The 21,718-nt window shown below is 72.4% G+C and carries 18 protein-coding genes; 7 read left to right on the top strand and 11 right to left on the bottom strand.

Annotation, left to right across the window (positions count from 1 at the left end):
* Nucleotides 1-59: 59 nt before the first annotated feature.
* On the bottom strand, nucleotides 60-3,320 hold the full coding sequence (lysX, locus tag ABD978_RS27010) for a bifunctional lysylphosphatidylglycerol synthetase/lysine--tRNA ligase LysX (RefSeq protein WP_345360370.1): 3,261 nt from the start codon (nucleotides 3,318-3,320) through the stop codon (nucleotides 60-62).
* Between the two features lie 163 nt (nucleotides 3,321-3,483).
* On the opposite strand from lysX, the gene ABD978_RS27005 reads away from it, so the two are divergent.
* The 3 genes from ABD978_RS27005 (at nucleotide 3,484) to ABD978_RS26995 (ending at nucleotide 6,964) form a co-directional block, all read left to right on the top strand.
* On the top strand, nucleotides 3,484-4,551 hold the full coding sequence (locus ABD978_RS27005) for a serine/threonine-protein kinase (RefSeq protein ID WP_425550766.1): 1,068 nt from the start codon (nucleotides 3,484-3,486) through the stop codon (nucleotides 4,549-4,551).
* Between the two features lie 52 nt (nucleotides 4,552-4,603).
* The gene (locus ABD978_RS27000) at nucleotides 4,604-6,406 is read left to right on the top strand and encodes a serine/threonine-protein kinase (RefSeq protein WP_345360364.1); all 1,803 of its coding nucleotides are present in this window, start codon (nucleotides 4,604-4,606) and stop codon (nucleotides 6,404-6,406) included.
* A gap of 126 nt (nucleotides 6,407-6,532) precedes the next feature.
* Complete coding sequence (locus tag ABD978_RS26995; RefSeq protein ID WP_345360361.1) at nucleotides 6,533-6,964, top strand: ATP-binding protein; 432 nt, start codon at nucleotides 6,533-6,535, stop codon at nucleotides 6,962-6,964.
* Between the two features lie 104 nt (nucleotides 6,965-7,068).
* On the opposite strand, the gene ABD978_RS26990 is transcribed toward ABD978_RS26995, so the two are convergent.
* Both ABD978_RS26990 and ABD978_RS26985 read right to left on the bottom strand, forming a co-directional pair.
* A complete protein-coding gene (locus ABD978_RS26990) occupies nucleotides 7,069-7,734 on the bottom strand; it encodes a response regulator transcription factor (protein WP_345360358.1) in 666 nt (221 codons plus the stop codon).
* The gene (locus ABD978_RS26985) at nucleotides 7,731-8,978 is read right to left on the bottom strand and encodes a sensor histidine kinase (protein ID WP_345360355.1); all 1,248 of its coding nucleotides are present in this window, start codon (nucleotides 8,976-8,978) and stop codon (nucleotides 7,731-7,733) included. The genes ABD978_RS26990 and ABD978_RS26985 overlap by 4 nt, the downstream gene beginning before the upstream one ends.
* Before the next feature lie 308 nt (nucleotides 8,979-9,286).
* Here ABD978_RS26985 and ABD978_RS26980 point away from each other — a divergent pair, with 308 nt between their 5' ends.
* A complete protein-coding gene (locus ABD978_RS26980) occupies nucleotides 9,287-10,435 on the top strand; it encodes an alpha/beta hydrolase (protein ID WP_345360352.1) in 1,149 nt (382 codons plus the stop codon).
* On the opposite strand, the gene ABD978_RS26975 is transcribed toward ABD978_RS26980, so the two are convergent.
* Nucleotides 10,436-11,824 (bottom strand): cytochrome P450, encoded by a 1,389-nt coding sequence (locus tag ABD978_RS26975; RefSeq protein ID WP_345360349.1) that lies wholly within the window; start codon nucleotides 11,822-11,824, stop codon nucleotides 10,436-10,438. It abuts the gene before it with no gap.
* Between the two features lie 148 nt (nucleotides 11,825-11,972).
* Between ABD978_RS26975 and ABD978_RS26970 the strand changes: the two genes are divergently transcribed.
* Entirely contained in the window at nucleotides 11,973-12,773 is an 801-nt protein-coding gene (locus ABD978_RS26970) for a DUF427 domain-containing protein (protein ID WP_345360346.1), read from the top strand.
* Between the two features lie 72 nt (nucleotides 12,774-12,845).
* Here ABD978_RS26970 and ABD978_RS26965 read toward each other — a convergent pair whose 3' ends face one another.
* The 6 genes from ABD978_RS26965 to ABD978_RS26940 all read right to left on the bottom strand — a co-directional run bounded on the left by ABD978_RS26965 (nucleotide 12,846) and on the right by ABD978_RS26940 (nucleotide 17,760).
* Complete coding sequence (locus ABD978_RS26965; protein ID WP_345360343.1) at nucleotides 12,846-13,622, bottom strand: DeoR/GlpR family DNA-binding transcription regulator; 777 nt, start codon at nucleotides 13,620-13,622, stop codon at nucleotides 12,846-12,848.
* 179 nt (nucleotides 13,623-13,801) lie between these two features.
* Nucleotides 13,802-14,452: a response regulator gene (locus ABD978_RS26960; RefSeq protein WP_345360340.1), complete on the bottom strand. Its 651-nt coding sequence runs from the start codon at nucleotides 14,450-14,452 to the stop codon at nucleotides 13,802-13,804.
* Nucleotides 14,449-15,153: a sensor histidine kinase gene (locus tag ABD978_RS26955; protein WP_345360337.1), complete on the bottom strand. Its 705-nt coding sequence runs from the start codon at nucleotides 15,151-15,153 to the stop codon at nucleotides 14,449-14,451. The genes ABD978_RS26960 and ABD978_RS26955 overlap by 4 nt, the downstream gene beginning before the upstream one ends.
* A gap of 165 nt (nucleotides 15,154-15,318) precedes the next feature.
* Entirely contained in the window at nucleotides 15,319-15,990 is a 672-nt protein-coding gene (locus ABD978_RS26950; protein ID WP_345360334.1) for a response regulator, read from the bottom strand.
* Between the two features lie 308 nt (nucleotides 15,991-16,298).
* Nucleotides 16,299-17,450, bottom strand: a complete 1,152-nt coding sequence (locus ABD978_RS26945; protein WP_345360331.1) for a CaiB/BaiF CoA transferase family protein — start codon at nucleotides 17,448-17,450, stop codon at nucleotides 16,299-16,301.
* A 160-nt stretch (nucleotides 17,451-17,610) separates the two neighbouring features.
* Nucleotides 17,611-17,760 (bottom strand): hypothetical protein, encoded by a 150-nt coding sequence (locus ABD978_RS26940; protein WP_345360328.1) that lies wholly within the window; start codon nucleotides 17,758-17,760, stop codon nucleotides 17,611-17,613.
* A 544-nt stretch (nucleotides 17,761-18,304) separates the two neighbouring features.
* Here ABD978_RS26940 and ABD978_RS26935 point away from each other — a divergent pair.
* Both ABD978_RS26935 and ABD978_RS26930 read left to right on the top strand, forming a co-directional pair.
* Nucleotides 18,305-19,645, top strand: coding sequence for a sensor histidine kinase (locus tag ABD978_RS26935; protein WP_345360325.1), 1,341 nt, complete (start codon nucleotides 18,305-18,307; stop codon nucleotides 19,643-19,645).
* Nucleotides 19,642-20,304, top strand: coding sequence for an HAD family hydrolase (locus ABD978_RS26930; protein WP_345360322.1), 663 nt, complete (start codon nucleotides 19,642-19,644; stop codon nucleotides 20,302-20,304). The genes ABD978_RS26935 and ABD978_RS26930 overlap by 4 nt, the downstream gene beginning before the upstream one ends.
* A 161-nt stretch (nucleotides 20,305-20,465) precedes the next feature.
* On the opposite strand, the gene ABD978_RS26925 is transcribed toward ABD978_RS26930, so the two are convergent.
* Nucleotides 20,466-21,656: an ROK family protein gene (locus ABD978_RS26925; RefSeq protein WP_345360319.1), complete on the bottom strand. Its 1,191-nt coding sequence runs from the start codon at nucleotides 21,654-21,656 to the stop codon at nucleotides 20,466-20,468.
* Nucleotides 21,657-21,718: the final 62 nt, after the last annotated feature.

The following is a 21,718-nucleotide window of genomic DNA, read 5'->3' as shown; positions in this document are numbered from 1 at the left end:
ACACGACTGTATAGGCGTTCGCGAGCACTGATCGCAGGTTGCGGAACCCGTCCGGTGTCCTACGAGCCCGGTCGCAGCAGCGGGAAGGTGATCGTTTCGCGGATGTTGCGGCCGGTGAGCGTGATGAGGAGCCGGTCGACGCCCATGCCGAGACCGCCGGAGGGCGGCATGCCGTACTCGAGGGCGCGCAGGAAGTCCTCGTCCAGGTCCATCGCCTCCGGGTCGCCGCCGGCGGCCAGCAGCGACTGCTCGGTGAGGTTGCGGCGCTGGATGATCGGGTCGATGAGCTCGGAGTACGCCGTGCCGAGCTCGAGACCGAAGACGATGAGGTCCCACTTCTCGGCGAGCCGCGGGTCGTCGCGGTGCGGACGGGTGAGCGGCGAGGTGGCGGCCGGGTAGTCGCGGACGAAGGTCGGCGCCTGCAGGGTGTGCTCCACCAGCGACTCGAACAGTTCCTGGACGAGCTTCCCCTGCTCCCACGCCGGGTCGTACGCGAGGCCGACCCGGTCGGCGTGCTTCTGCACCGTGCGCAGCGAGGTGCCCGGCGTGACCTGCTCGCCGAGCGCGTCGGACACCGAGCCGTACACCGTGATCTCGCGCCACGGCTCGCCGAAGTCGTACTCCACGCCGTCGCGGACGACCACGGTCGTGCCGGTCGCCGCGCGGGCCGCGTCGGTGACGAGCTCGCGGGTCAGCGCGGCCATCGTGTCGTAGTCGCCGTACGGTTCGTACGCCTCCAGCATCGTGAACTCGGGGTTGTGCCGCGGCGACACGCCCTCGTTGCGGAAGTTGCGGTTCAGCTCGAACACCTTGCCCGCGCCGCCGACGAGCAGCCGCTTGAGGTACAGCTCGGGCGCGATCCGCAGGAAGAGGTCCATGTTGTAGGCGTTCATCCTGGTGGTGAACGGCCTGGCCGCCGCGCCGCCGTGCACCGGCTGCAGCATGGGCGTCTCGACCTCGAGGAAGTCCTCCCGGCGCAGGCGGTCGCGCAGGGCCGTGATGACGTCGCCGCGCATCCGCAGCATGCGCCGGCTCTCGTCGCCCACGATCAGGTCGACGTACCGCTGCCGGACCCGGGTCTCGTCGGACAGGGCCTTGCCGGGTGCGCTGAAGCCGCCGGGGAGGGGGCGCAGGCACTTGGCGGTGAGGGTCCAGGAGGAGGCCAGCACCGACAGCTCGCCGGTACGGGAGGTGACGACCTCGCCGCGCACCCCGACCTGGTCGCCCAGGTCGATCAGCTGCTTCCAGGCCCGCAGGGCCTCGGCGTCGACGACGTCCGCGGCGAGCATCACCTGCAGGTCGCCGGTCTCGTCGCGCAACCGCGCGAAGATCAGCTTCCCGTGCTCGCGGGCGAGCATGACCCGCCCGGCGATCGCCACCTGCTCGCCCGTGTGCGTGTCGGGGGCCAGATCCCCGAACCGCTCGCGGACCTCGGCCGCGGTCGCGGTGCGCTCGAAGCCGAGCGGGTAGGGCTCGATGCCGGCCTCGCGCAGCCGGTCGAGCTTGGCGTGGCGCACCCGCTCCTGCTCGGACAGGCGTCGCGTCGGAATCCGGGCGGCGTCCGCGGACTCCTCGATCTCCCTGATCCGCTCGACGAGCGCCGGGGAGGGCGTGGGCGTGTGGAGGCGGGGACCGAACGGCGTCGGCAGGAAGCCCTCGGCCCGGGCCATGGCCAGGCCGATCCGGATCAGCTCGCGGTTCTGCTCGAAGCACACGAAGCGCGGCGTCCACACCGGGTTGTACTTGGCGTTCGCCAGGAAGAGCGACTCGAGCTGCCAGAACTTCGAGGCGAAGGACAGCAGCCGGTAGGCGAGCCGGCTGACGGGCCCGGCGCCGATCGCCGAGCCGCGTTCGAACACCGAGCGCAGCATGGCGAAGTTCAGCGAGACCCGGGTGACGCCGACCACGGCGGCGTTCTCGGCCAGCTTGGCGACCATGAACTCGTTGAGGCCGTTCTCGGCGTCGCGGTCGCGGCGCATCAGGTCCAGGGACAGGCCGGGCCGGCCCCAGGGGACGAAGCTGAGCAGCCCGCGCCGCCGCCCGACGCCGTCGAACGCCTCGACCATCACGCAGCGCTCGTCGGTCGGGTCGCCCAGGCGGCCCAGCGCCATGGAGAAGCCGCGCTCGGTGTGGCCGTCGCGCCACCGGTCGGCGTCGGCGATCAGCTCGGCCATCTCCTCGGCGTCGATCGCGCCGTGCCGGCGGACCCGGACGGTGTAGCCGGCCCGCTCCACGCGGCGGACGGCCTGCCGTACCTGGCGCATGTCGCGGCCCTCGAGGTTGAACTCGCGCAGGTCGAGGATGGCCTCGTCGCCGAGCTCCAGGGCGTCGAGCCCGCACCGGCCGTACGCGGCGGCGGCGCGCTCGCTGGCGCCGATCACGCCGGGGATCCAGGCGTGCGCGCGGCACTCGGCGAGCCACTCCTTGATGGCGGCGTCCCAGGCCTCCGGGTCGCCGAGCGGGTCGCCGGCGGCCAGGGAGACCGAGCCCTCGACCCGGTAGGAGATGCCGGCCCGGCCGTTGGGGGAGAAGATGATGTCCTTGTCGCGGCGGAGCGCGAAGTAGCCCAGGGAGTCCTGCTCGCCCCACTCGGCGAGCAGGGCGCGTGCCGGCAGCTCCTCGTCGGGCGTCAGGACGGCGAGCCGCTGACCGGGCCGGAACAGCGCCCACACCGTGATCACAAGCAGGCCGCTGCCGAGCACACCGAGGATGCCGTCGACCCAGCCGGGCACGTTGACGTGCAGCTCCTCACCACTGACGCCCGCGCCGAGGAGCGTCTGCAGTCCGGCGTAGACCAGGTGCGTCCACTCGGCGCCGCGCGCGTCGCGGTCGGTCAGGAAGACCAGGCTGGTGCCGATGACGCCGCCGACGATGAGCAGCCCGGTGAACACCAGGAGGGCGAGCCGCCGGTTGGCGCGGTCCGGCAGGGCGGAGAACTGCCCGCGCGCGGCGACGAGCAGCACCACGACGAAGCCGAAGGCGATGGCCGTGGCCAGCTCGCCCCCGCCCCCGGCGAGGCCGGCGAGGGCCCAGACTCCGAAGAACAGCAGGAAGAAGACGACGCTGATGCGCCAGGCGGCCTTCTTGCGCCGGCGGACGCCGACCGACAGCAGGATGAGCAGCAGCCCGTACGGGAGGCTGGAGTACCAGCCGAAGTAGTTGATCGAGCGCAGCACCCAGATGCCGGACAGCCACTGGATGAGCCCGGACGACAACCACGCCAAAACGGACAAAACGCCTGAAACTCGGAGGTACCAGAACAAGGCGGTGGGTACGGCCTCGACGACCCGCTGCCATGTCTGGGTCACCGTCGTCCTCATCGCGCCCCCGTCGTCATGCCGTACATTCTTTCTTTGTACCGGGGATTAGGTGAGCGTCAGGCCAAATGAACGCTCCTCCTGTCGGTATCGTGCATGGACTATGCCGGAAAAACCCCTTCTTGCCCAGCGTTACCGCCTGCTCACTGAAGTAGGTCGTGGTGGCATGGGGACGGTCTGGCACGCCCGAGATGAAGCGCTCGGCCGCGACGTCGCCGTCAAAGAGGTGATCCTCCCGCACGGGTTCTCCGACGAGGAGCGGGAGATCCAGCACAAGCGGACCTTCCGCGAGGCGCGTACCGCCGCCCGGCTCAGCCATCCCGGCGTCGTGGCCGTCTACGACGTCGTCGAAGAGGACGGACGTCCCTGGATCGTGATGGAGCTGATCCGGGCGCGCTCCCTCGAGCAGATGATCAAGCAGGACGGCCCGCTCTCGCCCAGGCGCGCCGCCGAGATCGGGCGGCAGATGCTGAGCGCCCTGATGACCGCCCACGAGGCGGGCATCCTGCACCGTGACGTCAAGCCGAGCAACGTGCTGGTCATCGACGGGCGGTCGATTCGCGCCGTGCTGACCGACTTCGGCATCGCGCGGGCGCAGAGCGACGCGACGCTCACCCAGACCGGCATGTTGATCGGCTCGCCGGCCTACATCGCCCCCGAGCGGGCCAAGGGCCGCCAGGCGGTGCCCGCCTCCGACCTGTGGTCGCTCGGCGCCACGCTGTACGCCGCCGTGGAGGGCAAGTCCCCGTTCGAGCGGACCGAGGCGATGGCGAGCCTGGTGGCCGTGCTCACCGAGGAGCCTCCGTCCGCCCCGCACGCCGGGCCGCTGGCCCCCGTGATCGCCGGTCTGCTCCGGAAGGAGCAGGAGACGCGGCTGACCGCCGCCGAGGCCGCCGTCATGCTCGACCGGATCATCATGAACGACGGCTCGGGCTCGACCCGGGTGCTGGAGACGGCCGGCGCCCAGGCCGCCGCGGCGACCCGGATGGACTCGGACGACTCCTCGGACATGCCGGTCACCGGTCAGGTCCTGACCCCGTCGAACCCCGGCGAGACGCTGACCGATGACCCTGCGGCCGAGGACACGCCGGTCGACGAGCCCGGGCGCGGGCACGGGTCGGCGATCGAGGACATCCGGCCGGTCTGGCTCTCGGGCCGGCACGGCAACCTGGCGATCGCGGCCGTGCTCGGGGTCATCGTCATCGGTCTGATCGTCCTTACCTTGGTGCGGTGACTCGCCGCAAACGATGCTGATCCGTCATCACTGATCGGTATCGTCCTCAGCTATGCCACTGGGGGAGGGTTTCGTACTCGGCCATCGCTACCGGCTGCTCTCGCACATCGGGCGAGGCGGCATGGGCACCGTCTGGCATGCCCATGACGACCTCCTCGCGCGCGACGTCGCCGTCAAGGAGGTCCTCTTCCCACCCGGGCTGAGCGAGGACGAGCACAAGGTGATGTACGAGCGCACGCTCCGTGAGGCGCGCTCGGCGGCCCGGCTCAACCATCCGGGGATCGTCACGGTGCACGACGTCGTCGAGGAGGACGGCCGGCCCTGCATCGTCATGGAGTTCGTCCGGGCGCGCTCCCTGCAGGAGGTCATCGACGAGGACGGCCCACTCCCGCCCGCCCAGGTGGCCGAGATCGGCGCGCAGGTGCTGGCCGCCCTGCGCACCGCGCACGCCGCGGGCATCACCCACAGGGACGTCAAGCCGGCCAACGTGCTGCTCGCCGGGGCGGGGGACGAGCCGGTCTCCCGCTCGACGCGCGTCGTCATCACCGACTTCGGCATCGCGACGATGGAGGGCGACTCGACGCTGACCCAGACCGGCCTGATCATGGGTTCGCCCGCCTACATCGCCCCCGAGCGGGCGCGCGGCGACAAGGCCTCACCGGCCTCCGACCTGTGGGCGCTCGGCGCGACGCTCTACGCCGCGGTCGAGGGGCAGTCGCCGCACCACCGGCCCGAGGCGATGGCGGCGCTCACCTCGGTGATCTCGGAGGAGGCGCCGCCGCCCCGTAACGCCGGGGCGCTCGCGCCGGTGCTCATGGGCCTGCTCGACAAGGACCCCGCGCGCCGCCTGACGGCGGACGAGGCGGCGGCGGGCCTGACCCGTGCCGCGCAGGGCACCCGGCCGCTGCCCGCCCCCGGCCCGGCGACGGGCGGCAACGGCGCGGATCCCGGACACGAGCGGCCGCCGGCCCCCTGGCGTCTCGCCGCCGAGGCTCCGCCGCCGCCGAGCCATCCCTCCGCCGCCATGGCGGACCCTGGAGGCGGCGGGCGAGCCCACGGCCCGGCCACGGTGAAGGACCCAGCTCCGTCCGGCGCCGCCCGCCCGGATTCGAGCGGGCCGCCGCCCGGCGTGACCGGTCCGATGAACTCCGCCGGCGCCGCGCAGGACGAGACGTGGATGCGGTCCTACGACCGGCCCGGACAGGCGCCGACCGCGGCCGGGCGCGGTCGCGGCCGGACGGTCGTCGGCGCCGTGGGGGCCGTCTTCGTCGTCGCCGCGCTCGCCGTGGGGCTGCTGATCTACTTCTCCCGCGACGGGCACCCGTCCGCGAACGGGCAGCCGCCCACCACCTCCTCGCCGTCCACGAAGCCGACTCAGTCGCCGACCAAGGGCACGCCCTCGCCCCGCAAGACGATCCCGGCGGGCTACCACCAGGTCACCACCCAGGACGGATCGACGCTCATGGTGCCCAAGGGGTGGCAGCACCAGATCAACAGTGCCCAGTCCGAGAAATGGCAGGACCCCCGGACGGGGAACCACATCCAGCTGGACACCATCCCCTGGGGGACGGACGATCCGGTGAAGCACTGGGAGATGTTCGGGAGGGACGCGCCGCGGAACCTCTCCGGGTTCCAGTGGGTCGTCCAGCCGCATCCCGAGACGGTGCACGGTGCGGAGGGGGCCAACGCGGAGTACTCCTGGAACTACGGCAAGTACGGGAAGGTCTACGCCTTCGACTCCGGGTTCACTCTGAACGGTCGGCAGTACTCCCTCATGTCCGCCGGCGGGAATCCGGGTGCCGCCGGGGTCCGGTTCGACAAGGCGCTCGCGTCCTTCCAGCCCGGCGCCCGGTGACGCCCGCCCCCCGCGACGCGGCCGTGAGAGTCCGCCGCCATTTTTCTCACATTGAGTAATCGATCAACACTCTCTGTCACGATGTAAGGCGCAGGTGAGGCGAGACACTTCGTGAAGGGAGCTCCCGTGCATACGACTGTGCGGACGGCCTATCCGGCGGACCGCACCGCCGTGGCGCAGGCGCGCCGGTTCGTCCGGGACACGCTCATCGCGTGGGGCGCCGAGGACGCGCTCGACGACGCGGTGCTGCTGACGAGCGAACTGGCGACCAACGCCATCACGCACGCAGGCACCCCGTTCGAGGTGGTCTGCCGCGTGGACGACTCCTCCGTGCAGGTGGAGGTGGTGGACCGCGACCCCGCGCGGCTGCTCCCGGCACCCCGTGAGGCCGACGACCTCAGCGTCAGCGGCCGCGGGCTGCTGATGCCGATGCTGCTCGCCGCCGCCTGGGGCGTGTCGTACGCGGCCGGGTCCAAGACGGTCTGGTTCCGCCTGGCCACCCGGTCGGCGTCGGCCTGGGCGCCGGCGCCCTGCGGATGCGTCACGCCGGTGCGGTGACCGTACGCCCGTCCCCGCCGCGCCGCATCCCGCGGTCGCGGCACGCCGGTGCGGTGACCGGGCGGGCACACGCGCTCGTACGGCCGTACGCCGGTCGTCGCGTCCTACTGCAGCCATCCCGGCTTTACCAGGCCCGTCTCGTACGCCATCACGACGAGCTGGGCGCGGTCGCGGGCGTGCAGCTTCACCATCGTGCGGCTCACGTGGGTCTTGGCGGTCGCGGGGCTGACGACCAGGCGTCCGGCGATCTCCTCGTTCGACAGCCCCTCCGCCACCAGCGCCATGACCTCGCGCTCCCGGTCGGTCAGGCCGCGCAGCTCCGCCGCGGAGCGGGGCTTCCTCGCCTTCGCGGCGAACTCCGCGATGAGACGCCGGGTCACGCTCGGCGACAGCAGCGCGTCGCCGGAGGCGACCTCCCGTACGCCCCGGATCAGGTCGGTCGGCTCGGTGTCCTTGACCAGGAAGCCGCTCGCCCCACCGCGGATCGCCTCGAAGACGTACTCGTCCAGCTCGAACGTCGTGAGGATGACGACCCTGGTGTCCGTCAGCCGTCCGTCACCGACGATCTCGCGCGTCGCGGCCAGACCGTCGAGCACCGGCATCCGGATGTCCATCAGCACGACGTCGGGGCGCTCGCGCCGGGCCAGGCGTACGGCTTCGGCGCCGTCCCCGGCCTCGCCGACGACCTCGACGTCGGGCTGCGCGTCGAGCAGCGCCCGGAACCCCGCCCGGACGAGGGCCTGGTCGTCGGCGAGCAGTACGCGGATCAATCGTGCTCCTTGTCCAGGGCGGGTGTCCCCGCGTGCTGATCGTCGGGTGTCCTCGCGTCGTCCCGGGCGCCCGTCCCCACCGGCGTGCCGTCCACGGGCATCGGGAGGGTCGCGCGGACGCGGAACCCGACGGCGCCCGGCCGCGGCCCCGCCGTCATCTCCCCGCCGAGGGCGGTGACGCGTTCGCGCATCCCGGGGATGCCGTCACCGCCGCCGGGCAGGTCCCCGGGGGCGCCGCGCCCGTCGTCCTCGACCTCCAGCAGGAGCTCGCCCGCGCCGTACGCGACGCGCACCGTCGCGGTCACGCCCGGCCCGGCGTGCCGCGTCACGTTCGTCAGCCCCTCCTGGAGGATGCGGAACGCCGCCAGGTCGATCCCGGCGGGCAGCGGGTACGGCCGCCCGGTCACGCGGGTCCGTACGGTGATGCCCGCCGCCCGCGCGCGGGAGACCAGATCGTCGAGGCGGCCCAGGCCCGCGGTCGGCGTCCGGGGCGCGTCCTCGTCCACCTGGCGCAGGACGCCGAGCACGGAGCGGACCTCGGTCAGCGCCTCCTTGCTGGCCTCCTTGATCGCGGCCAGGGCCGTTCGCGCCTGCTCGGGCCGTTCGTCCATGAGGTGCAGCGCCACTCCGGCCTGCACGTTGATCATCGAGATGTTGTGCGCGAGGACGTCGTGCAACTCGCGCGCGATGCGGAGGCGTTCCTCGCTGGCCCGCCGGCGTTCCTCCTCCGCGCGGGTACGGCGCGCCTCGGCCGCCCGTTCGCTGCGGATGCGCACGAGCTCGGCGCCGGTCAGTACCAGCAGCAGCCAGATCAGCATGACCAGGGCGTGCGTGGCCGGCCAGGCGCGCAGCCGGAACGGCCCGAACGGTGTGAGCGCGCCCACACCGTTGAGCACGGCGAACCCCGTGCCCGTGACGATCCAGGCGGCGACGCGACGCCCGGCGCCGATCGCCGCCACGATGGCGACCACCATGCTCAGGAAGACCGGTCCGAGGACGTGACCGAGAAGGATGTAGCAGTCGGTCACGGCGAACACGACCGCGAGCGCGGCGACCGGCAGACGCCGCCGGGCGAGCAGGGCGACCGGCCCGGCGACGAGCAGCGCGTACGCGAGCGCGTCCAGGTGCCGGGCCTGGTAGCGCATGTTCGCGTCGGCGCCCGTGGAGCCCATCACCTGGATGAAGCCGACGACCAGCGGGATCACCCAGACCGCCAGCGCACCGGGCCGCCATCGCGTACTCACGCCTGCACTCTAGGATGCGGCTGCGCGGGCGGGCATCCGGTCGAAGTCGGCATTCCGCGTACGCCCCGGGGAGTAGTCGCGCCGCCCCCTATGATTTACCGGCCGATAGCCCTCCAGTGCGGATACTGGTTGATCTCGGCCGATTTGCGGCTTCTGGGCAACTTTTTCGGTGCCTCAGGCATCTTGTGATGGAGAGCGTGTGATCGCGGATACCGTAGTCGGCTGAGCGCGGCGTTGGGCCATGCTGAGAGTTCGATGAGTTTCAGGCGCGTGCCCTCGGGGGGCGAGCCGGATCTGAGAGGGCACTGGTGGGACTGACGAGCGGGGGCTTCTTCGCTTTTCTCATCGTGGTGGCCGTGGCCGCCACGGCCGCGACCATCTGGTGGTGGCCGAAGTTCGCCGGCTCCGGCATCGGCCCGTTCCTCGCCCGGATCGGGCTGTTCCTGGTCGCCCAGGTCACCCTGATCTTCGTGCTGCTCGCCGGGGTGAACAACTACTTCCTGTTCTACGCCTCCTGGTCGGACCTGTTCGGGACCAACAACCAGGGCGTCAACGTGACGTTGAACAACAACAGCAGCGGCCCGAGCAAGCCGCAGGGCACCGGACGGCCGCTGGCCCGCCAGATGACGACCATCGGCCAGAAGAAGAAGGCGAACCCCGCCAAGGACGGCCAGGTCGAGCAGGTGGAGATCCGGGGCGAGCGCACCGGGCTGACCACGCAGGCGTACGTCTATCTACCTCCGCAGTACTTCCAGAAGAAGTTCGGCAAGCGCCACTTCCCGGTGATGTACGACTTCACGGGCTTCCCGGGTGTCCCCGAGCAGCTCATCACCCGCTTGGGCGTGCCGGAGACCGCCACCAAGGAGATGACCGCGGGGCGGGTCCAGCCGATGGTCATCGTGATGATGCGCCCGACGCCGACGTCGGTGATGCCGAGGGACACCGAGTGCACGGACGTGCCCGGCGGCCCGCAGGTGCTGAGCTTCTACGCCCAGGACGTGCCCGAGAGCCTGGCGTCCACCTACCGGTTGGCGACCGGCTCCCGGAGCTGGGGCGTGATGGGCGACTCGACCGGCGGGTACTGCGCGGTCAAGCTGGCGATGACGCACTCCGACCGGTTCACCGCGGCGGTCTCGATGGCCGGCTACTTCTACCCGCGGCAGGACTGGCAGACCGGTGACCTCTACGCCGGCAGCAAGCAGGTGAAGTCGGACAACAGCCTGATCTGGCGGCTGCAGCACCTGCCGCCGCCCCCCATCTCCGTGCTCGTCACCACCAGCCCGGACGGCGAGAAGGACTTCGGCGAGGCGCGGAAGTTCCTTCAGCTGGCCGCGGCGCCCATGGCCACGGACAAGATCCTGGTTCCGGGCGGCGGCCACAACCCGCACACGTGGAAGCGGGTCACGCCGAGCGCCCTGCAGTGGATGAGCGCGCACCTGGCCCACGAGGGCCCCTGATTAGGGCGTGCGCGCTCCGCACGCCTCAGACGGGCGGCTGCGGAGGTTCCAGCGGATCGGCAGGTGCGTGATGCCGTTGTGGACGTTCGACCGCAGCCGCCGTGCCTCGCCGGCCGGCTCGATCGCGTCGAAGCGGCCGAGGACGGCCGCGAACATGGCGCGCATCTGCATCCGGACCAGGTGCGTCCCCAGGCACGCGCGCGGCCCGTGGCCGAGCGCGAGGTGCTCGTTCGGAGCGCGTCCGACGTCGAACCGCGCGGGATCCGGGAAGACCGGCTCGTCGCGGTTGGCCGAGGCGAGCCAGACGACGAGCCGCTCGCCCTTGCGGACCGGCACGTTGCCCACGACGGTGTCGGTCGCGGCCGTACGATCGACGCAGATGACCGGGGACCACCACCGCAGCATCTCCTCGACCGCGGCGTCGAGCAGGCCCGGGTCGGCGCGCAGGCGCTCGACCTCGGCCGGATTCTTCAGCAGGGCGAGCATCCCGCCGGACAGCGCGCCGCGGACGGTGTCGGTCGCCGCCGCCGCGAACAGCCGGAAGAGGTTCTCGAACTCCTCCACCGGAACCGGGCCGTTCTTGCCGCCGGACTGGTGCACGAGGACGGTCATGAGGTCCTCGCCGGGATGCCGGCGCTTGTACTCGGCGAGTTCGCCGGCGTAGAGGCGCAGGTCGGGCAGTTCCCTGCGCTCCTGTGGGGCGGCGGCGCCGGGCTCCGCGGAATCGGCCGTCGCGGGATCGAGCGGCCCCTGGGGCCGCGCGGTGACCGCCCGGCGGGCCATCTCGGTGCAGGTGGCGGTGTCGGCCGCGACCTCGGGGGAGTATCCGACCGGGTACCCGGCGACGGGGCGGCCGGTTACCCGGTCGGACCAGTCGGACAGCAGCCACCGGTCGGTCTCCGGGATTCCGAGCAGGTCGGCGAAGCTGAGCAGCGGCAGTTCCGCCGCGATCTCCGTGGCGAAGTCGGCCTCGCCCTTCTCGGCCACCGCGTCCACGAGGGCGCACGCCCGGCGCTCGATGCGGGCGGCCAGGCCGTCGATGGTGCGCGCGCCGAACGCCCGGGGCAGCCGCCTGCGGAGCCGGGAGCGTGCGGGCGGGTCCGCGGCGGGTGCGCTGCCGCGACCGTGGCCCAGGCCCTTGTCCGCGGTCCCGCGCGCGGCGAAGAGCTTAGGGTTCTGCAGGACGTGGCACGCGTCCGCGTGCCGGAGCACCGCCCAGAAGCCGGGGCCGGCGGATCCGTGGTCGACCGGGCGCTCCTCGATCCAGACGACCGGCGTGGAGCCGCGCAACCGTGCCAGCGCGTCGTAGGGCACCCCCCGCACGTAGGTGTCGGCGCTGTAGATCATGTCGGTATCGGAGACCGGCGTGGCGACTCGTCGTTGAGTCATGAGTTCCCCTCCCGCGTCTAAGGACCGTATCCCGCACGCCGCTTCCAGACCAAGGGCCGGTTCCGGCCGTCACCGGAATACCCCTGCGGACCGAGGCCCGTTGACGCGGTCGCGGAATTCCTCCTCGGAGGCCGAGGTTCTCCCGGACATGAGCCTCACGCTGCCTGGAGCCCCGCTGTCCGGAAGGCCCGCCGGAGTGTTCAACGGGGACGTCACGGCCCCACCTCACCTGCTCTACTTCGAACCGACCCCGAAGCGGATCCGCGTGAAGTTCGGCGGCGAGACGATCGCCGACAGCACCGGCGCGCACCTGCTGTTCGAGACCGGGCTGCTGCCGGTCTACTACCTCCCGGTCGCCGACGTGCGCATGGACCTGCTGCGGCCGACCGACCACGCGACCCACTGCCCGGTGAAGGGTCGGGCCTCGTACTGGACGGTGTCCGCCGGCGGCCGCACCGCCGAGAACGCCGTGTGGGGGTACCCCGACCCGATCGCTCCCTGGCTGAAGGGCTTCGTGGCCTTCTCCTGGGACGCCATGGACGCCTGGTACGAAGAGGACGAACAGGTCTTCGGCCACCCGCACGACCCGTACAGCCGGATCGACGTGCTGCGCGGCTCCCGGCGCGTACGGGTGAGCGTGGGCGGCACCGTGCTCGCCGAGTCCGAGCGGCCCATGGTGCTGTTCGAGACCGGCCTGCCGGTCCGCTACTACCTGCCGCGCGAGGACGTGCGTCTCGACCTGCTCCAGCCGTCCGAGACCGTCACCTGGTGCGCGTACAAGGGACGGGCGCGCTACTGGGCGTACGGCGGCGAGGACGTCGCGTGGACGTACGAGGAGCCGCTGCACGACGCCGAGCGGGTGCGCGACCTGGTGTGCTTCTTCAACGAGCGGGTCGACCTGGAGATCGACGGCGAGCCCCAGCGACGCCCGGCCTCCCGCTGGTCCTGAACCTCGGCCGGACGCCCCGCGTCGCACCCGTCCCGGCCCCGGTCGGCGGCGGGCGTCGCGCCTGTCCCGGCCTCAGGCGGGGACGACCTTGACGCCGGCCTCCTCGTAGGCGCGGGTGTCGGCGCTCGCGTCGGTGACGAGGATGTCGATCTCGCCGATGCCGCAGATCTTGGCGAAGGCGCGCTCGCCCAGCTTGGAACTGTCCGCCGCGACGACGACCCGCTCGGCGCGGAGCGCCATCTGCCGGTTGATGTTCGCCTCGTCCTCGTTGTGGCAGGTGGCGCCGCGCTCGACGTCGATGCCGCTGACGCCCAGGAACGCCATGTCGAGGGTCACCTGGTCGAACACCCCGTTGGCGAGCGGCCCGACCAGCTCGTACGACTGCGGCAGCGCCACCCCGCCGGTCAGCACGATCTTCACGTGCGGTCGTACGACCAGCTCGTTGGCGATGTTCAGGGCGTTCGTCACGATCGTGATGGCGGGTGCGCCGTTCTCCGCGTGCAGGTCGGCGCGGGTCGCCAGGGCCCGCGCGATCTCGGTGGTGGTGGTGCCGCCGTTGACACCGATGACCGCGCCCGGCTGCACGAGCTCGGCGGCGGCCGCCGCGATCCGCTGCTTCTCCGAGGCCTGCCGGGCGCTCTTGTAGCGCAGCGGCAGGTCGTAGGTGACCGTGTGGGCGACCGCGCCGCCGCGGGTGCGCGTGAGCATCTGCTGCTGCGCGAGCTGGTCGAAGTCACGGCGGATGGTCGCCGTCGAGACGGCCAGCTCGGCGGCGGCCTCCTCGACGCTGAGCCGTCCCCGACCCGCCAGTAGCGACAGCAGGTCGTTCCAGCGTTCGTACCTGCTCACCCGCGCCTCCTCCACCGGTTGCTCAGAGCGGGGGGCAGGGCGCAGGTCAACGATTAGACCACTTGCCACGTCTGAGCTTTGCTGATCGTACATCGCCCGGACCGCGCACGAATGGGCATGGGGCGGGAGTGATCGCAGTGACTCCGGCAATGGACCGCGGAACGGGACACGCCGGGTGATCAGGGCAGCAGCCACTCACCGGTGCTGACGCTGACCAGCCCGTGCCGTGCGGCGATGATGACGGCCTCCCGCTGGGAGTGCACGCCGAGCTTGGTGAGCACGCTCTGCACGTGACTGCGGGCGGTGCTGTGGGTGATCCGCATGCTGCGGGCGAGAGCCGCGGTGTTCTCGCCCCGGACCAGGCGGGTGAGGACCTCGCGCTCGCGGGGGGTGAGGTAGTTCGCGAGCCGCTGGGCCTCGCTGCGGGGACGCGCCGGAAGCCGGCCGGCCGCCTCCGGGTCGACGACGACCTCGCCGGCGTGGACCCGGGCCAGCAGGTCGACGATCTCGCCGGCCTGCTGGCCCTTGTGGGCGAAGCCCCGCACCCCGGCGGCCAGCCCCGTCTCGACCGTCCCGGGATCCGCCGAGCCCGTCAGCACGACGAACCGGGTGTCGGGAGCCGCCGCGACGAGCTCCGGCAGGCTGCCCAGCACCGACCCGGTCGGGAACCGCAGATCGATGAGGCACACGTCGGCGCGTACGCCCGGCAGCAGCCGCAGCGCGGCCTCGGGGGAGTAGACGACGCCGACCACGTCGTGTCCCTTCTCGCGCAGCACGACGGCGAGCGAGTCGGCGAACACGGCGTGGTCGTCGCAGACGAGCACCCTCATGGGCCCTCCGAGGAGGGCAGCAGGATCCGCACCCGCGCCCCGCCGAGCTCGCACCCCCGTATCTCGATCAGACCGTCGTACTCGGCGACCAGGTCGCTGACGATCCCCAGGCCCAGGGAGGCCAGGCCGCTCGGCCCCGCCCCGAACCCGGGGCCGTCGTCGTCGATCTGGACGACCGTCCAGTCCGCCTCCACACCGACGCGCACCTCGACGTGGTCGCGGGCGATGCGGTGGGCGTTGTCCAGGACGTTGCGAACCGCGCGCCAGAGCGCGAGCGGATCGATGTGCGCCCAGGCCGCGTCGGCCGCGTAGGAGATGCGGCGGGGCGAGGACAGCCGCAGCCCGGCCACGATCTCGCCGACGAGCCGATCCACGGGTACCCGTTCCGGGCCGGCCGGCACGGGGCCCTCCTCCTCCGCCTCGAGCTGCCGGAGCAGGTGGTCGAGCCAGCGCGTCTCGCCGATCAGCGCCTCGACGCGCTCCCGGCTGACCGGGCCGATGTCGTCGGAGACCGCGACGGCGGACGCGAGCATGATGATCGTGCCGAGTTCGTGGCGGATGTCGTGCCGGACCCGCCGGCGCCACAACCGGGCGTCGTCGGTGTCGAGCAGCGACGCCTGCGGCGTGCCGGTGGGATCCGCGACGCGGCCTGCGCGTGCGGACGCCTGTGGTGGCGAGGACCGTGCCGTTGCACTGATCATCGAAGACCCCCGTCTTTGAAGTGACTGACCGTATCGACGGTCACCCTGTACGACGCGGGTGTCCAGGCGAGTGGCCGCAACCAGACCGGACCTGGCCACAGGTGGTCACTCCGTCACTGTGAGTGAACCGTGCTTGAAATCCGGGCGTCTTAATGGAAACGCGTGTCAGAGTGGGGGGCCCTCGCCCGGATCGGTCGGTGCCACCCCGGCGCGCATGGCGATGGTGATGGCCTCCACCGCCGAATGCGCGCCGAGCTTCGCCAGGAGGTTCTGGGTGTGAGTGCGGACCGTGTTCGCGGACAGGCCGAGGCGCTCGGCGATCCTCGTACGGCTCAGCCCGTCCACCATGCCCTGCAGCACCTCGCCTTCGCGGGGCGTGAGCTCGGCCAGCGCACCTCCGCCCTGCTCGCCCGAGGCCACCAGGCGGCGCAGCACGTCGCCGAGGACGTCGGGGGGTACCCACCCGCCCCGGCCCGCCGCGCCGCGGATCACCCGCGCGACCAGGTCGGCGCTCTCCGTCTTGGGCACCCAGGCGACCGCGCCGTGCCGCAGGGCGGTCACCATCGGGGCGACGTCGGTGATCGCGCTGAGGATCACGACGCGCACCTCCGGGCGCCGGCGCCGCAGGAGATCGAGCGCCTCGAGCCCGCTCTCCTCACCGAGGACGAAGTCGAGCACCACGACGTCGGGCGACTCGGTGGCCACGAGCGCCGCGGCGCGGCGGACGTCGCCCGCGACGGGGAGCACCTCAAGGTCGGGTTCCGCGGCCAGCCGGGCCGCGAGCGCCTCGGCGAAGAGCGCGTGATCATCGACGATGAGGACGCGGATGGACCTCATGAGGTGAGCATGACGGACGCGACGCCCGCGCAGATCCTGCATTTGACGGAGACGGCCCGGTGTAATCTGCCCATTTCCCCGAAGACCGCCCCACCGCGTCGGCCGAGGATCACGTCGAGTGCCTTGGGGCGCTCGAACTCTCGCCCCCTTGCGCGGCGCGGGAGGCGCTCCACGGGCCGTTCGCCTCGGCCCGGTGGGCTACGTCTGGAAGTCCGCCTGACGAACGCCTCACCGCGGGCCGTGCCCGCGAAGGCCGTACCGGACGACGCCGTCCCCGGCGGCGTCGTCCGGTACGGCCGGGTGAGTGATCAGGCGATGGCGCCGCTCGTGCGGAGGGCGGCGATCTCGTCCTCGGTGAGGCCGATCTCGGCGAGGGCGGCGTCCGTGTGCTCGCCCGGCCGAGCCGGCGGGCGGGGCGTCTCGGCCCCGGTACGGCCGAAGCGCGGCGCGGGGGCGGGCTGGGCCATTCCGCCGATCTCCACGAAGCCGTCGCGCGCCCGGTTGTGCGGGTGGGCGGGAGCCTCGCCGAGGCCGAGCACCGGCGCCACGCACGCGTCGGTGCCGTCGAAGATCGCGGTCCACTCGTCGCGGGTGCGCTGCTTGAAGACCTCGGTGAAGCGCGCCCGCAGCTCGGGCCAGCGCTCCTGGTCGAGCTGGGCGGGCAGGTCCTCGTCCGCCAGGCCGAGGCCGCGCAGCAGGGCGGCGTAGAACTGCGGCTCGAGGGCGCCGACGCTGACGAACCGGCCGTCGGCGGTCTCGTAGGTGTCGTAGAACGGCGCGCCCCCGTCGAGGAGGTTGGTGCCGCGCTCGTCGCGCCAGAGCCCCTGGCCGCGCATGCCGTGGATGAACGAGGTCAGCAGGGCGGCGCCGTCGACCATGGCCGCGTCGACGACCTGCCCCCGGCCGGACCGCGAACGCTCGTACAGCGCGGCGAGGATGCCGAGCGCGAGGAGCATGCCGCCGCCGCCGAAGTCGCCGATGAGGTTGAGCGGCGGGACGGGCCGCTCCCCGGCGTGGCCGATCGGGTCGAGCGCGCCCGCGATCGCGATGTAGTTGATGTCATGGCCGGCCATGGTCGCCATGGGGCCCTCCTGGCCCCACCCCGTCATCCGGCCGTACACCAGGCGCGGGTTGCGTTCGAGGCAGACGTCGGGGCCGAAGCCGAGGCGTTCGGTGACGCCCGGGCGGAAGCCCTCGACGAGCACGTCGGCCGACTCGATGAGCCGCAGGAGCACGTCGACGCCGGCCGGGTCCTTCAGGTTCAGCCCGATGGACCGGCGACCGCGGCTCAACGGATCCGCGGTCGCCGCGCCGCCGACGAGAGTCGCCGCGCCCGCCACCGTGGACGGGCGGTCGACGCGGAGTACGTCGGCACCAAGATCGGAGAGCACCATGCAGCCGAACGGCGCAGGCGCGAGGCTCGCGATCTCGATGACGCGAACACCGTGCAGTGGTCCCATGCTCACCCCTCAGGTCGGCCTTGCGGCACACTCTAGAACTTCGTTCTAGAGTGCCGCGCGGCGACCTGCGGAGCCGAGCAGGGTAAGACGCCCGGGTCGCGACGTCGGGACCAACGGGAACGTAGGGCTTGGCGCGAGACGGCGTCGCGCCGACAGGGGGTCACAGTGCGTTGACGAAAGCCTTCAGAGAGTTGCCCGCCGACGTCAGCCCACCGAGTGCGTTGTGCACGATGTGGGCCGCGCCACTGGGGGATGTCAGCAGGTAGAAGATGACAAAGGCTATAAGTGCCCAGGTCAGGTACTTCTTCATTGGCGCTCCCGCCTCCCATCGAACGCCGCTATTGTCGCCCATCTGTGGCGCGGACGGCAGTCATTCGTTGTCCTGATGTTCCACGGCCGGGCCGCCTCGGCAGGCGACCGCCCTCGCGACCGTACGTCTCCTCCAGTTGAGTATCACCGCTTCTCTGTGTTCTGTCGCGTGTCAACTCTGACACAAGTGCGTGTGTCAGGACGACCTCAAGTCGGCGACCTTTGCCACGTTCCATTGAAGGAATCGGACGTACCGGGCATGCCATCGGTCATGTCCGTATGCAGCCGCGTCGTCACCGCGCGCGTCCGAAAAGGAACCCGTCCGGATCTACCGGCGGCGGTAGACGATTCTCTCGCCGCGCGGGGGCCCGCACCGATCCTCGATCACGCCCACCGGCAGGGGCCGCGCGGTGGCCGACAGCGGCCGATCGCTTCGCGGCCGGTGTACACCGTGGGGTGACGGAATGCATAGGGAGTCCCCCGCTGGGTAGTTGTCCGGTGCTGTGGCATGGCTCAGGGGGCGCCGTGGCCGCGGGGGACAGCCAGTGCGACACAGGGACCAGACGATCCGGCAGCGCGCCACCGTCGTCGCGATGACGGTGACGGGGGTCGTCGCCGTGTTGCTCTACATCGGGGTGCTCGCCCTGATCCAGTACCAGGTGACGAGCCGGCTCTCCACGGATCTGACGTACACCACCCGGCAGATGGCCGCGCTGGCCCGCGCCGGGCGGCTGACCAATCCCGTGATCACCGGCGGTCATCAGCTCGTCCAGGTGCAGAACGACCGGGGGCAGGTCGTGGCGGCCACCCGGAGCGTGTCCGGGCTGCCCGCCCTGCACGCCCGGCGGCCCGCCGACGGGCAGCGCATCGAGCAGCGGGTGTGCGTCGATCCGCGCCACTGCCTCACGCTGGTCTCCCAGCGGGTCACCGGCCCGGGACAGGCGCTCACGATCCACTCGATCGCGCCGGAACCGGGACTGTTCCCGCGTCCGGGCCTGGCCGTCCTGCTGGCGCTGGGCATCCCCGTCAGCATCGGCGCGGCCGGCGTCTGGCGATGGTGGGCCGCCGGGCGAAGGCTGCGGCCGATCGAGGCGCTGCGCGACGAACTCGACGCGATCAACGCGGCGGATCTGCGCCGGAGGGTCTCGATGCCGCAGCGGCGCGACGAGTTCTACTGGCTGGCGATGGCCGTGAACGCGACCCTCGACCGGCTGGAGGCGGCCGTGGAGCAGCAGCGCCGCCTCGTCTCCGACGTCTCCCACGACCTGCGCAGCCCGATCGCCGGGCTGCGCGCCGAGCTGGAGATCGCGCTGATCGACCCGGAGGGCACCGACCTGCGCGAGGCGCTGGGCCGGACCCTGACGAACATCGACCGGCTGCAGAACATCGTCACCGAACTGCTCGCGCTCGCGCGCCGCGACGCGGGCCTGCCCAGCCGCAACGGCCCCGTCGACGTCGGCGACCTGGCCGAGCGCGAGGTACGCCGCGTGCCCCGGCGGATCACCGCCAAAGTGATCGCCGAGCCGGGGGCGGTGGTCCGGGCGAACCGGCTGGACATCAGCCGGGTGCTCACCAACCTCCTCGACAACGCCGCGCGGCACGCCGACTCCGAGGTCACCGTCACCGTACGGCGGCAGGAGAGCGAGGCGGTGGTCGAAATCTTCAACGACGGCAAACAGATACCTCCCGCCGACCGGGAACGGATCTTCGAACGGTTCATCCGGCTGCCGGACGCGCGGCAGCGCGACCCGGGCGGCAGCGGCCTCGGCCTGGCGATCTCCCGCGAGATCGCCCACGCGCACGGCGGCACGCTCACGCTGACCGACAGCGACAAGGGTGCCTGCTTCGTGCTCACTCTTCCCCTGCTGGCAGAGTTATCGGCGTGAATGCTGTGGTCTTCGACCTCGATGGCGTGCTCGTCGACTCCGAACCGGTCTGGGAGGAAGTGCGGCGCGCGTTCGTCGCCGACCACGGCGGGCGGTGGCAGCCCGACACCCAGCAGCGCCTGATGGGCATGAGCACCTCCGAGTGGGCCGCCTACCTGAGCGGCGAACTCGGCGTCCGGATGTCGGCCGACGAGGTCGCCCGCGGCGTCGTCGAGCAGATGGCCCGCCGCTACGAGGACGGCGTCCCGTTGATGCCGGGCGCGGTCGAGGCCGTACGGCGGCTGGCGTCCCGCTGGCCCCTCGGACTGGCCAGTTCCTCGCCGCGCGTGCTCATCGACGTCGTCCTCGACCGTACGGGGCTCGCGGCGTCGTTCCGGGCGACCGTCTCGACCGAGGAGGTCGCCCGGGGCAAGCCCGCCCCCGACGGGTACCTCCTCGCCGCCCGCAGGCTCGGTGTCGACCCGGTCGGCTGCGCCGCCGTGGAGGACTCCAGCAACGGCCTGCGGTCCGCGCACGCCGCCGGGATGCGCGTGATCGCCGTACCGCACCCGCGTTACCCGCCGGCCCCGGACGCCCTCGCCCTGGCCGCGTACGTCGCCGAGGACCTCGGAGACCTCACCCCGGACCGCGTCGCCGCCGCGATGAACGCCGCTCCCTGACGTTCCGGCGTACGGAGGGCTCGGCGAAGATCCTGGCCGGCGCGCGGTTCGTGGTGATGCGCGGCCCACGCGGAGGGTCTTCTCCGAGACTTCACGCTGCCGCTGCCGCTGCCGCTGCCGCTGCCGCTGCCGCTGCCGCTGCCGCCGCCGCTGGCCGGGGCTCAGCGGGCGGCCTGCCAGGCGGTCAGGCCCTCGGGCGTGAGGAAGGCGTCGAAGGCCAGCTCCGACGCTCCGACGAGGGTCGCGTCCCCGCCCAGCGCGGCGGGGACGACCTGGGGCGGCTCCTCGCGGCGGAAGGCCATGAGGCCGTTCTCGTAGGCGGCCGTGAACGCGCCCGTCGCCTGCTCGTGGAGCCGGACGCCCAGGCCGGACAGCGTGACCCGCTGCGGGTCGAGCGCGTTGACGAGGGCCGCGGTGCCGGTCCCGAACGCGCGGGCGACCTCCTCGAGCGCGGCGGCGCAGCGGGGATCGCCCTCGGCGGCGCCGGCGAGGATCCGCAGGGCGTCCGCCCGTCCGCGCGCCGGCTCGACGGGGACCCCCCTCGCGCGCAGCAGCGCGTTCGCGCCGACCTGGAGCGACCAGCAGCCGACGGCGCCGCAGTCGCACGGCAGGTCCGAGCCGCCCAGCGGCATGTGCCCGAACTCCCCGGTCGTCCCCCGCGCGCCGTGCAGCGGACTACCGTCGACGAGCAGCGTGCCGCCCAGGTCGAAGTCGACGTGGAAGTGCAGGCCGACGCCGACGCCGCGGAGCGCGCCGCGCCGCGCCTCCGCCAGGCCGGCGAGCGTCGCGTCGTTGCCCAGCGCGACCGGCGTCGCGCCGGCGCGCAGGATCTCCGCCGCCGGAACGTCGTGCCAGGACAGGTGCGGGATGTCCACGACGCGGCCGTCGCGGATGGGGCCGGGCAGCGCGACACCGACGCTGACGACCCGGGGACCGAGCTCGGTGAGCCACCGGTCGATCGCCGTGGCCAGGTCGCCCAGGACGGCCTCCGGCGGGTTCCCGGGGTGCGGCCGCTCCTCGCGCACCGTCAGGCCGCCGCCGATCTCGGCGGTGGCGGTCGTCCAGGCGTCCTCCCGCAGGTCGACGGCCAGGGCGAGGGGGCCTTCGGGGTGCGGGCCGACGATCGCGGTGGGGCGGCCGCGCGCCCGCTGCGGCGCGGGCCGTTCCTCGGCCAGCCGGGCCTCGGCCAGGTCGGCGACCAGGACGGCGGCCGTTCCGCGAGCCAGCCCGAGATCACGGGTGAGCTCCGAGCGGGTGGCCCGGCCCGCGCCGTCATGCGCGGCCCGCAGCAGGCGGACGAGGTTGTGCGGGCGCAGCTCGCCGCTGGTCGTCGCTCCGGTCACCGTACGCACCCGTCGATTGTGTCAGCCCTCCCTCTTCGATTATGTTCTCGGCAAGAGCAAATTAGGAGGGG

The organism is Actinoallomurus liliacearum, from assembly GCF_039542035.1.
Taxonomy (GTDB): Bacteria; Actinomycetota; Actinomycetes; order Streptosporangiales; family Streptosporangiaceae; genus Actinoallomurus; species Actinoallomurus liliacearum.
Note: the sequence above shows the minus strand (reverse complement) of the source record. Positions and strands in the feature narration are given on the sequence as shown.

Excerpts from the sequence above, each read along its gene's own strand:
- lysX (WP_345360370.1), bottom strand. The coding sequence starts at position 3,320 with ATGAGGACGACGGTGACCCAGACATGGCAGCGGGTCGTCGAGGCCGTA.
- ABD978_RS27005 (WP_425550766.1), top strand. The coding sequence starts at position 3,484 with ATGGGGACGGTCTGGCACGCCCGAGATGAAGCGCTCGGCCGCGACGTC.
- ABD978_RS27000 (WP_345360364.1), top strand. The coding sequence starts at position 4,604 with ATGCCACTGGGGGAGGGTTTCGTACTCGGCCATCGCTACCGGCTGCTC.
- ABD978_RS26975 (WP_345360349.1), bottom strand. The coding sequence starts at position 11,824 with ATGACTCAACGACGAGTCGCCACGCCGGTCTCCGATACCGACATGATC.
- ABD978_RS26970 (WP_345360346.1), top strand. The coding sequence starts at position 11,973 with ATGAGCCTCACGCTGCCTGGAGCCCCGCTGTCCGGAAGGCCCGCCGGA.
- ABD978_RS26960 (WP_345360340.1), bottom strand. The coding sequence starts at position 14,452 with ATGAGGGTGCTCGTCTGCGACGACCACGCCGTGTTCGCCGACTCGCTC.
- ABD978_RS26955 (WP_345360337.1), bottom strand. The coding sequence starts at position 15,153 with ATGATCAGTGCAACGGCACGGTCCTCGCCACCACAGGCGTCCGCACGC.
- ABD978_RS26950 (WP_345360334.1), bottom strand. The coding sequence starts at position 15,990 with ATGAGGTCCATCCGCGTCCTCATCGTCGATGATCACGCGCTCTTCGCC.
- ABD978_RS26945 (WP_345360331.1), bottom strand. The coding sequence starts at position 17,450 with ATGGGACCACTGCACGGTGTTCGCGTCATCGAGATCGCGAGCCTCGCG.
- ABD978_RS26940 (WP_345360328.1), bottom strand. The coding sequence starts at position 17,760 with ATGAAGAAGTACCTGACCTGGGCACTTATAGCCTTTGTCATCTTCTAC.